The sequence below is a fragment of the Pseudomonas matsuisoli genome, from assembly GCF_014647635.1.
GTDB classification, from domain to species: domain Bacteria; phylum Pseudomonadota; class Gammaproteobacteria; order Pseudomonadales; family Pseudomonadaceae; genus Pseudomonas_P; species Pseudomonas_P matsuisoli.
In genome coordinates this window covers 26,593-40,443 of sequence record NZ_BMPO01000001.1, presented here as the reverse complement: position 1 = coordinate 40,443, position 13,851 = coordinate 26,593, and the positions used below count along the sequence as shown (strand labels likewise).

Below are 13,851 nucleotides of genomic sequence, written 5' to 3'. Positions count from 1 at the left end.
GACGTTATCCCGGTTAGGGCTAGGATTAGTCAATTTTCTAATTCTTATATCCATGTATAAATATGGCTAATAACTCGTTTGGCTCGGGCGTTTTCGAAGACATCCAGCATTTGCCCAGACTCGAAGCTCGGCGATTTTTGAACGACCGGCTGGACTGGAACCTGCTGCGTACTTACCTGGTTATCGGGCAGGAAGGCAGCGTGAGTCGCGCAGCGGCCCGATTGCATCTGACGCAGCCCGCTGTCAGTCAGGCGCTCAAAAGGTTGGAAGAGCAGCTCGACTGCGCACTCATCATTCGCCGTGGGCCGCGTTTTGCGATGACGGAGGCGGGCGAGGAAGTGTTCCGGATCGCAGCGGATATCTATGGCAACGTCTCACGTCTAGGCGCTGCACTGGAGGCGCCGGCTGAAACCGTAGTCGGCAAGGTGCGCATGCTGACGATCAGCCGGGTACAGTCGCGGTTCTATGACGACTTTCTCGCCGACTTTCACCAACGTTATCCACGTGTCGAGCTGGAAATCGACGTGATGCGCAGCTCGGACATCATCAGTTCGATCTTGCAGAAAACCGCAACGCTGGGTGTCGCTCTATGCCGAATTCCGCAGCCTAAATTGGAGCAGCGCGTATTGATGCGCCAGCGCTATGCATTTTTCTGCGGGCGCAGGCATAACTTATTTGGACGTGAAGATCTGAACCTCGGCGATCTGCAGAGCGAAAATTTCGTGAGCTTCACCAGCGATCAGATTGGTGGAAGCCTGTCGCCATTGACGGTTTTTCGCGATCAGCAGGGCTTCACTGGGCATATCGTCGCGTCGTCTCCGAGCCTGGAAGAGATCCGTCGTTTGGTATGCGCGGGTTACGGTATCGGGTGTCTGCCAGAGCACGTCGTCGCAAACGATGTCGACAGCGGTGAGATGTGGCGACTGCCGCCAGGCGAGGGCGTCACCGATGTAGACGTGCACTTGCTCTGGAACCGAGAGCAGAAAATGACCCAGGCGGAGTCGGTGATGCTGGAGAGTTTCCAGCACCTGCTTGCGACGACGGATTTGGCGGATCGGTTCTAGACGGTCAAGCAGGGGAGGTGGTGGAAAACCGCTTCGCGGGTTTTCCACCCTACGATCTATAACGACGGATTTGGATGTTCGCTTTTAGCGCCTGCACGTCGTCTGTGGGAGCGGGCCATGCCCGCGATGGGATCTACTCCGGTATAGCAGTCTTGCGCCGAAAATTTATCGCGGGGATGGCCCGCTCCCAGGTTGCCTAGTCATGAGATGCCGGCCACCGCTAGTCGCGCGATCAGATGCAAAAACGTTCTTTGCTCGCAGCCGGTAATCGGCTGCGGGAGCTCAGCGACCCTCGCTATCCTGCCAACGCTTCATCAGCCTGTTGGAAGGCTGGCTTTCATCGAGCAGCTTGTGCGCCGTTTCCGCGCCCGCAACCGGCAGACCTTGCGGATCGAGCAGTCCGACCTGCACCAGCACGCTCGCCTGATCCCAATAGATATGCTCGTGGCAGAGCTTGTCGCCACGGAACTTGATGACGCCGATCATGGGGATTTGGACCTGCTTCCCCGTCGGCTCCACACCGGGCAGCATCCAGTCGATTTCGGTAGTGTGTGTGAAGGACAGGATAAACTCGTCGACGATTTGCAGCGCGCCAATGGTGCGTGAGATGGGCACAAGCTTCATGTCCGGCGGATTGCCGTGAACGAAATGGTGCTGATAGAAGCGACTAAGCTCGGCGTAGCCGACGCCACCGGTCATCGTCGGGATGTGGTTCACATACGGCTCGGCCACCATCGTCGCCATTGTCGCAGGCACGTCTCGGTTGCCGAACTCCTCCAGCACGTGCTGTTCCCATAGTGCGGACAAGTCGAAGTTCGGGCCGATCTCTTTCTTGAAGGCGGCCACAGTGCGCTCATGGGCCATCAGCGCGGCGGGTTTGTCGTAATGCATGCCGCCTACGCGTGCGAAGGCATGATCGACGCCGGGGTAGACGTAGATTTCGGCTTTCGGCAGTTTTGCCAAGCCTGCCTTGATCTTCTCGCGTGCGTCGGCCGGGCAGTAGCCGTCGTCTGCGGCGAAGTGAAGTACCAGCCGGCCCTTGATGTTCGCGGCTTCGTCCAGCAGGTCTTCGATGCCCATGCCGTAGTAGCCGACCGAGCAGGACACGTCCGTACGCGTGGCTGTCAGGTACGCCAGCTTGCCGCCGAGGCAGAAACCAACGAAGCCGATGCCCGCATGTTCGACTTCATCCCGCTGGCGCAGCGTGTCGACAGTTGCGGCGATGTCTTCGATCCCTTTGTCGATGTCGAAGCGCTTGAACAGATCGATGGCTTTGGCGAAGGCCTGCTCGTCATAGCCCAGCTCGATGCCCGGCTCGAGTCGCCAGAACAGATCAGGTACCAGTGCAACGTAGCCTTCTTCGGCGTAGTTATCCGCTACCGCACGCATGTTCGCATTGACGCCAAAGATCTCCTGGCCGATCACCACGCCGGGCCCTTTGCCGCTCGCCGGTAGAGCCAAATAGGCGTTGAAGCGCCCGCCGTCTTTGGCGGTGATCTCGATCATCTGTCCCATTTCGAATAGTCCTCATCCTGCGGCTTGGTTGTGTAGGGGGAATAAAGGCGTAGCACCATAGCACTGGCGGTGGAGTGGGGGTGGTTATGGGGATGCCGCTGTCGCGTTTGGCTTTTTGTAGGAGCCAGCAAGCTGGCGATCACGGCCGTTCAGACGAAACGTTGTCGTCGGTCGGATCCGGATCGCCAGCAAGCTAGCTCCTACAGAATGCAATCATCAGCCGGTCTGGAGCATCCCGCTCATTACGTCACAGCAGGCCGAGTCAGCCGTATGACCAATCGCGCAAGGTAGGCCCCAGTCAAAACGACACCGAACAAACGGATCGTCTGCATGGCGAGCACCAAACCCACGTCCGACTGTGTGTCCACGGCGATGATCGCCATCGCGTCTAAACCGCCGGGGCTGGTCGCGAGATAAAGGGACAGAAAATCCACATGCAGCCATCTCGCGACGATCCAGGCGAAGCCGGCGCAAAGCAGGATGAGCACGAGGGCGCCCCCGATCATCAGCGGCAGACGTTTCGCTACGTACTGCACCGTTTGGCGATCGAAGCGCAAGCCTACGTAGGCGCCGAGTACGCCGTAGGCCAGTTCCATCAATGGTAGAGGGAGGCCGACCCGCAGCAGGCCGGTGACCTGTAGCGCACTGCCAATGAAAAGTGGCACCAACAGTGCGCCGGCGGATATTCGGCGTCCGGCCACCAGGCCAACCACGATGATCAGCAGATTGAAGAGCAATTCGACCAGCAGTGTGGCATTCCACGCTAACGGCGGCGCCGTCGTTGGGCCACCTGTGGAGTGCGCGCCCAGCCAATGGCTGACCAATGCACCAGCGGCCACGACACACACCACACGTACGTATTGCATTGTCGCCACGACCCGCGAATCCGCGCCGTCGTCTTCGGCCATGGCGACCATCGCCGCGGCGGCACCTGGCGTCGTTCCCCAGGCCGCAGTGCTGCCGTCCAGGCCGCCGATGCGGATCATGCCGATACCCACGATGGCGCTGAGCAATACCGTGAACACGGTCACCCCGAGCATGAGCCACCACTGCTGTAGCAGCGAGAGGAGCACGGCCATGGTCATGGAATGTGCGACAAGTAGCCCAACTGCACCTTGGGCGCAGCCGAAGGCGATACGCGGGAGTCGGATAGCGATGCCGTTTACGCCGAGAAAAATCGCTACGAACATCGGGCCCAGGAACGCGCCGGCGGGAACTTTCAGCCAATCGAGCACTTGGCCGACGACGCCAGCGCCGAGAATGAGGATGAACCACTGCAGGGGACGGGGCCAGCGCGCCAGCCGACCGCCGATAGGCGCGGACAAATCGGTTCTCCGGTATTGAACTGCGGGCGGTCATTATCGGGATCGTTGTCCGACAAGTCCATTTGAAGGTGTTCGCGATGCTGGTAAGGCGCGTTTGGTCCAAGAGTGAATGAGGTCGCCAGCGGGAGGCGTTGGCGCTGCGATTTGACCTGAGGTTGCGTTATTCGCCATATGCGCGAACAAGCCCCTCGCAGCCGGGGTGAGGCACCTTCTGGCCGAAACTGTAGGGGCGGGCTTGCCCGCGACCGCGAAAGTACGGGCAACGAGGGGTTGAGCCGACTACCGTCGTCGCGGCTAAAGCGGTTCGCCGCCCGGCCGCCCCTACAAAAAGCGATACTGCTGGTTCATGAGCGCTCGACTTCGACCAACCGCTTTTGTAGGAGCGACCTTGGTCGCGAATGCGGAGATCAGGGTGGAGTGATCCTGTCGGGGAATACTGCGGCCCGCGTGGATGGCTTCGGCCATCCACCCTACACGCTGATCGCAGCCCGGCTGATCGCAGCCCGGCTGGCCCCCTACAAGAGCTGTGGTGCCTTTTGTACGAGCGGCCTTGGCCGCGAATGCGGTGGCGGTGGCGCTACTGGCCGTCCGTTACGGCGCAGGACGTGAGACCACGTCGCACTAACTAATGTGATCGCCAGCAAGCTGGCTCCTACAAAAGCTTCTTACGGCCTCGCCGTTACCAAAACCTCGCCCGGCACCTGCGCACCGCCACCCAAGGCTTCGCTAAGGGTGATGTAGTTCAGCAACTGGTTGAGCCGATTCTCCGCCAGCGTCGTTTCCGCGCTGCGTCGGGTTTCCTGGGCGGTCAGCCAGTTTTGCAGCGTCTCTGCGCCTGACTCGTAGCGAACGCCGTAGATGCGTTCGGCTTCGCGGGCATTGTTCAGCGCGCGTTCGCGCATGGCTTCTTGCTCGGCGTAGTGTCTCCGGCCCGCCAGGTTATTCTCGACGTCGGATAGCGCTTCGTAGAGGGTCTGGCGGAAGTCTTTAACCGCAAGTTCGTAGTCGGTCTGGGACACGGCGATGTCCAGTCTCATCTGGTTCCACTGCAGGAACGGCAGGGTGATCCCGGCCCCAAGCGCGCCGACTGGATCCTTGAGCAGCATGCCGAGCGCGGTGCTGGAATAACCCAATGTGCCGGTCAGACTGAGGTCCGGGTAATAGCTGGCGCGCGTGGCATCGACCGTCTTGAGGCTCTCGCGAAGGCGAAGTTCGCTCGCGCGCAGGTCAGGGCGGCGTGCCAGCAGAGCGGCCGGAAGGCCGGCGTTCACGTCGGGCAAGGTCGCGCGGGAGAGTATCTGCGGTTCGGTCAGCGCCGGTAAGGTCGCGCCATCGAAGAGAACGGCCAGTGCATTGCGTTGCTCGACGCGTTCCTGCTGTAACTCCACCGCGCTGGCGCGCTGCGTTTCCAGGCTCTGACGGGCTTCCGCCAGTTCCAGCGACGACGTGCCTCCGGCGTTGTATTGCGCCTCGACGATGCCCAGCGTTTGCTCGGCGTAGGCGATGCTGGCGTCACTTTGGGCAATCCGCTCGTTGAGGTAGGCGATCTGCCAATAAAGGGTCGCAACGGTGCCGATGAGGGAAAGGCGTGTGGCGGCGTAATCCTGCTCGGTAGCCAGGGCTTCCAGCGTGGCGGCATCGTCGGCGGCGCCGAGTCTGTTCCACAGATCCGCATCCCAGCTTACGGAACCGGTGAGAGAGTAGCTGTGCGCCTCACTGCCTTCGCCGCGCAGGGCTCGGGTTCGGTCTGCGCTGAATGCACCGCTGACTTGCGGGAAGCGTGCATCGCGCGTCAGCCCTGCTTGCAGGCGTGCCCGACGGATGTTGAGCAGCGCACTTCCCAGATCGTTGTTGCGTTCCAGAGCGAGGTTAACCAGCCGATCCAGTTCAGGGTCGTTGAAGGCTTTCCACCAATCCGCATCCTTGAACGTGGCGGCGGTCGTGGCCTGCTGCCAGGTAGTCGGGACATCCAGCTGCGGGCGCTGGTAGTCAGTGGTGAGCAACGAGCCGCAGCCGGACAGGCAAAGCATCAACAGGGCAGCGAAAGGAAGTTTTTTCACAGGTCAGTCTCGAGCGAGCGCGTCGACAGGGTCGAGGCGGGCGGCGTTACGGGCCGGCAGATAGCCGAACACCAGGCCGATCAGGGTGGAGCAGAGGAACGCGGCCACGATGGAGGAGCCGGAGAACAGCAGCGGAAAGTCGCTGGTCAATCGGCTGAAGACTGCGCCGAACGTCAGTGCGGAGAGAACGCCCAACGCACCACCAATCAGGCAGACCAGCACTGCCTCGATGAGGAACTGCCGCAGGATATCGTGCTGTCGCGCTCCGACCGCCATGCGCACGCCGATTTCACGGGTACGCTCGGTCACCGACACGAGCATGATGTTCATCACGCCGATACCGCCGACCACCAGCGAGATGAGCGCGATCGTGGAGATCAACAGCGCCATGGTCTGGCTGGTCTTCTCGATGGTCTGGCGGATGGTGTCCGTGTTCATCACGAAGAAATCCTGCTTGCCGTGGCGGCGGGTCAGCAGACGGATGATCCCTTGCTCGGCGGCATCGCTGGATACGCTGTCGTCAACGCGCACCGTGATGCTTTCCAGATAGGATTGGCCGAGCACGCGCTTCATCACCGAGGTGTAGGGCAGATACACCCGCAGCGAATCGCTGGCTCCGAAGTTGCTCTGGATGGTGTCGAGCACGCCGACGATGCGGCAGGGCACGTTGTTCAGGATGATGACCTTGCCCAGGGCGTTCTGGCCGGGAAACAGCTTCTGGTAGGTGTTCTGGTCGATCACCACGTTCTGCGCGAGTTGCTTCACGTCCTTTTCGTCGAACGCGCGGCCCTGGGCAAAGGTGTAGCCCTTGGCGCGAAAGAACTGATCGCCGACGCCACTGATGGAGGCGGTCAACGCCTGATCGCGATAGAGCAGGGTGCCCGAACTCGATACCGAGGGCGTCACGCTATCGACGAAACTTTGCCCGGCGAGCGCTTCGGCATCCGCTGGCACCAGCGTCTGAATGCGGCCGGAACGCCTGTCACCGAATCCGGTGCCTGGGAAAATATCGATGGTGTTGGTGCCGATCGAACTGATGTTCTGCAGCACCTGCTGTTGCGATCCCTGACCGAGAGCGACGACGGATACCACCGACGCAATGCCGATGATGATCCCGAGCATGGTCAGGAAGGTACGCAGTTTGTGCGCCTTCATGGCCAGCAACGCCATACGCAGGGCTTCGTTGAAATGGCCGACCGCGACGCGCCAGCCTTTGTGTTCCTTGGGCGTCCGTTGCGATTCCGGGCTCTTGGGCGTGAGTTCGCCAGGGACCAGGCGGCGGTCCGCGATGATCTGGCCGTCGCTGATTTCGATGATGCGGTCAGCGGTTTCGGCCACTTTCATGTCGTGGGTGACGATGACTACGGTGTGACCTGCGTCGTGCAACTCGCGCAGCAGCTTGAGCATTTCTTCGCCGCTGTGGCTGTCGAGGGCGCCGGTGGGTTCGTCCGCAAGAATCACTTGCCCGCCATTCATCAACGCGCGGGCAATGGATACACGTTGCTGCTGGCCTCCGGAGAGCTGGCTGGGCTTGTGCGTGAGGCGCTCGCCCAGGCCAAGCCGCTGGAGCAGGGTGGTGCTGCGTTCACGCCGTGCTGCGCTGTCCACACTTGCGTATACCGCTGGGACTTCGACGTTACCGGTCGCGTCGAGGTCCGCGAGCAGGTGATAGCGCTGGAAGATGAAACCGAAGTACTCGCGGCGCAGTTGCGCCAATTCGTCCGGGGTCAGGTGCGCCGTTTCGCGCCCGGCAATGCGGTAGGTGCCCGCGGTCGGCCGGTCCAGGCAGCCGAGAATGTTCATCAACGTCGATTTGCCGGAGCCGGAAGCGCCGATGATCGCGACCATCTCGCCCTGCTGGATCGACAGGTTGACGTCTTCCAGCACCGCGATGGTTTCGTCTCCGGCCGCGAATTCCCGCCGCAGGTCACGTAGTTCGAGAAGGAGCGCGCTCATGTCACATACCCATCCGAGGCGGCATTCGCATGCGCGTCGTCGAGCCTTGCGCCGAATCACCCAGGACGATGCGTTCGCCGTTTTCCAGGCCTTCCGTGACTTGCACGTTGATGGAGTCTTCCAGGCCCGTGCGGATCTGCCGGGCGCTTACGGTGCCGTCCTTGCCGAGCACCTGCACGCTATAGCTGCCGTCGCGGTTGGCGGTGCCCAGCGCGGATGCCGGAATCGTCGGCACGCTTTGGGCGCGATCCAGCACGATGTTCACTTCGGTGGTCATGGAGATGCGCAGCTTGCCGTCTTCGTTGGGGACATCGAACACCGCGATGTAATAGACAGCCGTGTCTGTGCTGGACGACGACGAAGAGCTGCTCGAACTGCTGGTGCTGTCGTTATCGTTGATAGAGTCGGGCGCGGGTTGAATGGTCCGCAGCGTGGCTTCGTAGCGCTTGTCCGGCTCGCCGAGGATGGTGAAATACACCGGTAGGCCGGGCTTCAAACGCACCACATCCGCTTCGGAAATCTCCGCTTTCACGGTCATGCGGTCGAGCTGCGCGACCTTGACGATGGTCGGTGCGGATTGCGCGGAGTTGACGGTCTGGCCTTCCTTCACCACGACCCCGACGACGGTGCCGTCGATGGGCGCGGTGATTCGGGTATAGCCGAGATTGACCTGGGCGGTGTTCACCTCGATCTGCGCCTGTTCGATCTGCGCGTCATAGGCGGCGATCTGCGCTTTGGCGGTGTTCAGGTTGGCTTCCGCGACTTCGTAGTCTTCGCGCGAACTGGCGTTCTGCGACAGCATCTTCTTCTGCCGGACGAAGGCCAGCTCGCTCTGCTTCAAGGTTGCGACCCCGGCAGCTCGCTGTGCCTTGATATTGGCCAGGGCGGCCTTGGCGTTGGCCAGGTTGTTCTGCTGGGTGAGCGAATCGATCTCGGCGATCAGATCGCCTTTCTTGACCTGATCACCAAAGTCGACAGCCAGCGACTTGATCTGCCCGGAAACCTGGGCGCCCACGCTGACTTGCTGGAACGCTTCCAGCGCGCCGGTAGCGACGACCGTTTGCTCGATGTTGCCCTCGCGCACTTCGGCGGTGAGCAAACCCGCGGTTGGACTGGTGGAGAAGGTCCGGAAGGCAGCGTAGCCGCCAGCCGCGAGAACGAGCAGGGCAATGATGAGATAGCGAGGTCTAGGCATGGCGGATCACACGTCATATTCGATGACGCAATGATAGTGAGCACGCTAATGGAATTGGGTCAGCGAGAGGTAATGTCTTGTCAGGATTGGGTAAAGAGCGGTTCGGACCCGCTCTGGCTTCGGCCCTACGTGGCGCCGACGGCCGCTGCTTTATCAAGCTTTGCGGCGCGCTCATACTTCCACACAGACTAAAACGGAACGTGATGCCTGCCCGAGGTCTAACGCTGCACCCCATAAGAGGGTGTTTACAAAACAGGCGAGCGAAGGCTAGGCAAGGCGAAATCAGCTGAAAAAGCGCAGTTTACGAATGGTAAATGAGCATTTTGAGGCTGATTTCAACGCGGCATAACCGAGCACAGCCTTTTGTAAACACCCTCTAAGAAGCGGCGCCGAAGCCTTCCGGTCGCCAAGCGAGGTTCTATGGTTTTCCTACGTCGTGTAATTGCACTGACCTGTGTGCTCGCGGCGCCTGTGTTGCACGCAGCTGAGATCAATAAATGCGTGGACAGCAAGGGCAACGTTACCTATACCGATGCGGCTTGCGGTTCGGGTCATACCCTTGAACAGCGCTTCGAGCCGGTAAACCCCAAACCTGGCGGCAATGACACCGTGCGTATGGCACCTGCTGCTGCACCACCCGCTGCGTACGTACAGACGCAGCAGCCACCGGTACCTGCTGCGGCGCCTGCCCCAGCACCGGTTCAGGTCGTCCCGGCTCCGCAGGTTCCAGAATCCGAACCGAACGTGGTTTATGTGCCTACGAGCGAGTCGCGCTACGTCAGGCCTTATGGTAGTTCGAGGTATGAAGAGCGCCGTAGCTACAGCGGTTACGGTACGAGCTATGGCAACGGCTATGGGTCCAACTCTGGTCGTGGCTACGATCGCGGGGATCATCGTGGAGATCATCGACCGGACAACCGACTTCCACCGCCGCGCCCACCAGAGAAGCCGCGCCCGACGTGGCGTGGTGAAACCGAAGCTACCCGGGCGCTGATCCAGGGTGGCGGTGGTTCGCGTGGATCGGACCGGGGGCCCGGACGTGAGTGGCGTGATCGCAATTGATCGTCGGTCGTCGTATTCGCGGCTAAAGCCGTTCCCACGTACCTGTAGGGCGGGTGTAACCCGCGGCATTTAGGCTTTCTACGCGGGTTTCACCCGCCCTACGTACGGCGTCTACAAGCGCATTCGATCCCGGCGGCCAATAGGTATATCCTTTGACCTGGTTATTTATCCAGGGTTGGTTATGGGACTCATCGAACTCTACTGGAGCCTCGCCGGCGCAGCGCTGCTACTGGTGGTGGGGCTTGCCGGGCTTTCTTTTCGTCAGGCGGGTCAATTGCGGGAGTGCGAAAAGCGCTTGCTGGCCCTGCAGAACCAATTGGAGCAGGAGCGCGCGGGTGCGCAACAGGAGACTCTTGAACACCTGGCAGACCGCGAGCGCATCGAGTATCTGCGTACGCAGCAGGCGGAGTCTCAGGCAACCATTCAACGTTTGCAGGAGCGACAGCAGGCCGATCAGCAGAAGCTCGCAGCGTTACACGGGCACGCGGAGGCCTCGCGTGCCGAAGCACGGCACCTGAGCAATCAGGTAGAAAGCGCCAATGAGCGTAATGCACATCTGAGTGCGCAACTCGAGGCGCTGCAACAGCGCTACGCCGGTCTCGACCGCGAACACGCGACCCTGAATAGCACTCTCGAACAGAAGCAGTGGCATTTCAGTGAGCAGCAACAGTTGCTCAAGGAGAGTCGCGACCAGCTCAAGCTTGAGTTCGAACAACTCGCCGCGCAAATCTTCGAAGCCAAGGGGCAGGCGTTCTCTCAGCAGAATCAGCAATCGCTGGACGCGTTGCTCAAGCCTTTCCGTGAGCAGATCGATGGCTTTCGCGCCAAGGTCGAGGACATTCATCACAAGGACGTCCAGCAGCAGGCGACGCTTGCCCAGCAACTGGTCCAGCTCAACGAATTGAATCGCCAGATCACCCAGGAAGCTCATGACCTCGCCAATGCGTTGAAAGGGCAGAAGAAGATGCAGGGCAACTGGGGTGAGCTGATTCTCGAAAACGTACTGGAGCGTTCCGGACTCGTGGCAGGGCGGGACTTCGTGCGCGAGGCCAGCTTCACTACCAGTGAAGGGCGCAAGCGGCCAGATGCCCTGGTATATCTGCCACAGGGCAAACACCTGATCATCGACGCCAAGGTGTCGCTGAACGCCTATACCCGTTACGTCAACTCCGAGGATGACACCGAACGGCGGTTGGCATTGGCTGAGCACGTGTCGGCGATTTCCATGCGCATCCGCGAATTGGCCGATCGGCATTACTTCGATCTGCCCGGGCTGAACGCGCCGGAAATGGTCTTCATGTTCATCCCGATCGAGTCAGCGTTCGTCGAGGCGCTGAAGGCGGACGAAACGCTGTTCCAAAAAGCCATCGAGCGCAACGTGCTGGTGGCAACACCTACGACGCTGCTCACCAGCCTGAACATCGTTCGCCAGCTCTGGCGTTTCGAGGATCAGAACCGACATACCGCCGAACTCGCGGACCGCGCCGGCAAGGTCTACGACAAGCTCCGCACCTTCCTCGGCAGTATGGACAACATCGAAGCCAGCCTCGACCGTGCGCGCGATGCGTACGGCAAGGCGCGCGACCAATTGGTCGGCGGACGAGGGAATCTGGTCAAGCAGGTGGCGGAGTTCCGTGATCTGGGAATCGCGGTGAAGGGCGAGCTTTCCGAGAGCTGGGTCGACCCGGCGGACTTGGAATTGGGGTTGATCGAGCGACAGGAAGGGTAGGTGTTTTCCGCTCCGCTTCGGTCAAGCATCAGATAAACCGTTGTTCATTCGGAGCAAGAATCTAGAGCATGCCTCCACTTTTGTAGGAGCCAGCTTGCTGGCGATCAGAGTTCGCGCGGCATCGAAAAAATTGATCGCCAGCAAGCTGGCTCCTACAGGAATGGGCTCCGTCAGATGTATTGGGTAGCCGTAGGGTGGGTGCTCGACGCCATCCACCGATGTGCATCGGATACGCAAACCCAAGCAACTACGGTTCACTTCACCTACCTGAGAAACACCGATCCTAGACCCGCCCAAACACAATTTGTATTGCTGCATCGCTTGCCCCTCACGAGGGATGTGTTAAGCAAAAAATGCTCACATCCCGCGGAGGCAATCGAATGACCGACAATAACAACACGACTCCCCCAACCGATCACACGCCAAGCGCCGTCCCACCCCGTGGAACGCTCGCACGCTGGAAACTCATCGGACCCGGTATCGTCGTTGCCGTAACCGGCGTCGGCGCCGGCGATCTTGTGGCAACGCTCATCGCCGGCTCCCGCTTTGGCTATGCGCTGCTCTGGGCCGCTGTGGTCGGCTGTATCGTCAAGATTGCCCTGGCCGAAGGGTCGGCTCGTTACCACCTGGCAACCGGCTCCACTATGCTCGAGGGCTGGCGTTCGCTGGGGATCTGGACCTACTGGTATTTCGGTATCTACATCGTCATCTGGGGTTTCGTCTACGGCGGCACGGCGATGAGCGCCACCGCATTGCCGTTATCCGCACTTTTCCCTGACCTACTTCCTTTCTGGGTATGGGGCGCGCTTTCAGGGATCGCGGGAGCCGTGTTCATTCTGCTCAACCGTTACGCGATGTTCGAACTGGTGATGAAGATCTTCATTGGAATCATGTTCGTAGTGGTGGTAGGGCTCGCGATTCTGGTCGTGCCGAACGTGGGCGATGCGCTGACGGGACTGGTACCGACGATTCCGGAAGGCTCGGCCATCTATACGCTCGGGTTGATCGGCGGTGTCGGCGGCACCATTACCATGGCCGCGTATGGTTATTGGGTGAACGCCAAAGGGTGGAACACGCCGGCGTGGATGGGCGTGATGCGCCTCGATAACCGAGTGGCTTATATCGCGACAGGAATCTTCGTGATCTCGATGCTGGTCGTGGGCGCCGAGCTTCTCTATACCGCGCAGATCGCACTCTCGGACGGGGATCGTGGGCTTCTCGACCTCGATGATGTGCTACGTGATCGTTTCGGTCCCATCGTTTCCACGATCTTCCTGATCGGTTTTGCGGCTACGACGTTTTCCTCGATCCTCGGCGTCTGGCATGGGGTGTCGCTGCTCTTCGCCGATTTCGTAAGGCAGGTCGTTGGCGGTAGCAAGGATCGCAGCAATCTCGAGACCACCAAGGCATTCCGTTTCTATGTGCTCTGGCTGACCTTTCCACCGATGCTGCTGCTCGCACTCGGACGTCCGTTCGCGCTCGTTGTCGCTTATGGCGCGTTCGGTGCGTTCTTCATGCCGTTCCTGGCGCTGACGCTGATCTGGTTGCTCAACTCAAAGCGCGTCCCGGCTGAATGGCGTTCGGGTTGGCTTTCCAACCTACTGCTAGGTCTTGCGGCGGCACTGTTTGTGGTGCTGTGCCTGAGCGAGTTGGCGCGGTTTATTTAGGCGCGCTCGGTTATGCGGCGAGCTATAGGAATCAAATGTTGAGCTGATCCGGCTTTTTGTAGGAGCGAGCTTGCTCGCGAAAGCGGATTTCGCCGTGGAGATCGTATTCGCCAATACCACCGTATTCGCGAGCAAGCTCGCTCCTACAATGGCCGGATTTGCCGCACGACAGCGCTATGCCGCTCGCCCCCGACGCCGACTCACCCTATACTTCCGTCCGCTCTTTACCACCGTCAGACGAAGCACCCGTGCTTCCTCATTCGTTTTTTCCGCTATTG

At 60.4% G+C, this 13,851-nt stretch carries 9 protein-coding genes; 4 read left to right on the top strand and 5 right to left on the bottom strand.

The window, feature by feature from the left end; translation table 11 throughout:
* The first annotated feature begins 62 nt into the window (after positions 1 to 62).
* On the top strand, positions 63 to 1,064 hold the full coding sequence (locus IEY47_RS00165) for a LysR family transcriptional regulator (RefSeq protein ID WP_188981130.1): 1,002 nt from the start codon (positions 63 to 65) through the stop codon (positions 1,062 to 1,064).
* 282 nt (positions 1,065 to 1,346) lie between these two features.
* On the opposite strand, the gene IEY47_RS00160 is transcribed toward IEY47_RS00165, so the two are convergent.
* From IEY47_RS00160 to IEY47_RS00140, 5 genes are all read right to left on the bottom strand, one after another.
* Positions 1,347 to 2,579, bottom strand: coding sequence for a dienelactone hydrolase family protein (locus tag IEY47_RS00160; RefSeq protein WP_188981129.1), 1,233 nt, complete (start codon positions 2,577 to 2,579; stop codon positions 1,347 to 1,349).
* 242 nt (positions 2,580 to 2,821) lie between these two features.
* On the bottom strand, positions 2,822 to 3,904 hold the full coding sequence (locus IEY47_RS00155; protein WP_188981128.1) for an AbrB family transcriptional regulator: 1,083 nt from the start codon (positions 3,902 to 3,904) through the stop codon (positions 2,822 to 2,824).
* Positions 3,905 to 4,569: 665 nt separating this feature from the next.
* The gene (locus IEY47_RS00150) at positions 4,570 to 5,964 is read right to left on the bottom strand and encodes an efflux transporter outer membrane subunit (protein ID WP_229779106.1); all 1,395 of its coding nucleotides are present in this window, start codon (positions 5,962 to 5,964) and stop codon (positions 4,570 to 4,572) included.
* A gap of 3 nt (positions 5,965 to 5,967) precedes the next feature.
* The gene (locus IEY47_RS00145; RefSeq protein ID WP_188981127.1) at positions 5,968 to 7,920 is read right to left on the bottom strand and encodes a MacB family efflux pump subunit; all 1,953 of its coding nucleotides are present in this window, start codon (positions 7,918 to 7,920) and stop codon (positions 5,968 to 5,970) included.
* Position 7,921: 1 nt separating this feature from the next.
* Positions 7,922 to 9,115 (bottom strand): efflux RND transporter periplasmic adaptor subunit, encoded by a 1,194-nt coding sequence (locus IEY47_RS00140; RefSeq protein WP_188981126.1) that lies wholly within the window; start codon positions 9,113 to 9,115, stop codon positions 7,922 to 7,924.
* Positions 9,116 to 9,535: 420 nt separating this feature from the next.
* Here IEY47_RS00140 and IEY47_RS00135 point away from each other — a divergent pair, with 420 nt between their 5' ends.
* From IEY47_RS00135 to IEY47_RS00125, 3 genes are all read left to right on the top strand, one after another.
* The gene (locus IEY47_RS00135) at positions 9,536 to 10,177 is read left to right on the top strand and encodes a DUF4124 domain-containing protein (RefSeq protein WP_188981125.1); all 642 of its coding nucleotides are present in this window, start codon (positions 9,536 to 9,538) and stop codon (positions 10,175 to 10,177) included.
* Between the two features lie 181 nt (positions 10,178 to 10,358).
* Positions 10,359 to 11,906, top strand: coding sequence for a DNA recombination protein RmuC (gene shdA / locus IEY47_RS00130; RefSeq protein WP_188981124.1), 1,548 nt, complete (start codon positions 10,359 to 10,361; stop codon positions 11,904 to 11,906).
* A 380-nt stretch (positions 11,907 to 12,286) separates the two neighbouring features.
* Positions 12,287 to 13,573 carry an Nramp family divalent metal transporter gene (locus IEY47_RS00125; protein ID WP_188981123.1) on the top strand — a complete coding sequence of 429 codons (1,287 nt, stop codon included), beginning with the start codon at positions 12,287 to 12,289 and terminating at the stop codon, positions 13,571 to 13,573.
* Positions 13,574 to 13,851 lie beyond the last annotated feature (278 nt).

Excerpts from the sequence above, each read along its gene's own strand:
- IEY47_RS00165 (WP_188981130.1), top strand. The coding sequence starts at position 63 with ATGGCTAATAACTCGTTTGGCTCGGGCGTTTTCGAAGACATCCAGCAT.
- IEY47_RS00160 (WP_188981129.1), bottom strand. The coding sequence starts at position 2,579 with ATGGGACAGATGATCGAGATCACCGCCAAAGACGGCGGGCGCTTCAAC.
- IEY47_RS00145 (WP_188981127.1), bottom strand. The coding sequence starts at position 7,920 with ATGAGCGCGCTCCTTCTCGAACTACGTGACCTGCGGCGGGAATTCGCG.
- IEY47_RS00140 (WP_188981126.1), bottom strand. The coding sequence starts at position 9,115 with ATGCCTAGACCTCGCTATCTCATCATTGCCCTGCTCGTTCTCGCGGCT.
- IEY47_RS00135 (WP_188981125.1), top strand. The coding sequence starts at position 9,536 with ATGGTTTTCCTACGTCGTGTAATTGCACTGACCTGTGTGCTCGCGGCG.
- shdA (WP_188981124.1), top strand. The coding sequence starts at position 10,359 with ATGGGACTCATCGAACTCTACTGGAGCCTCGCCGGCGCAGCGCTGCTA.
- IEY47_RS00125 (WP_188981123.1), top strand. The coding sequence starts at position 12,287 with ATGACCGACAATAACAACACGACTCCCCCAACCGATCACACGCCAAGC.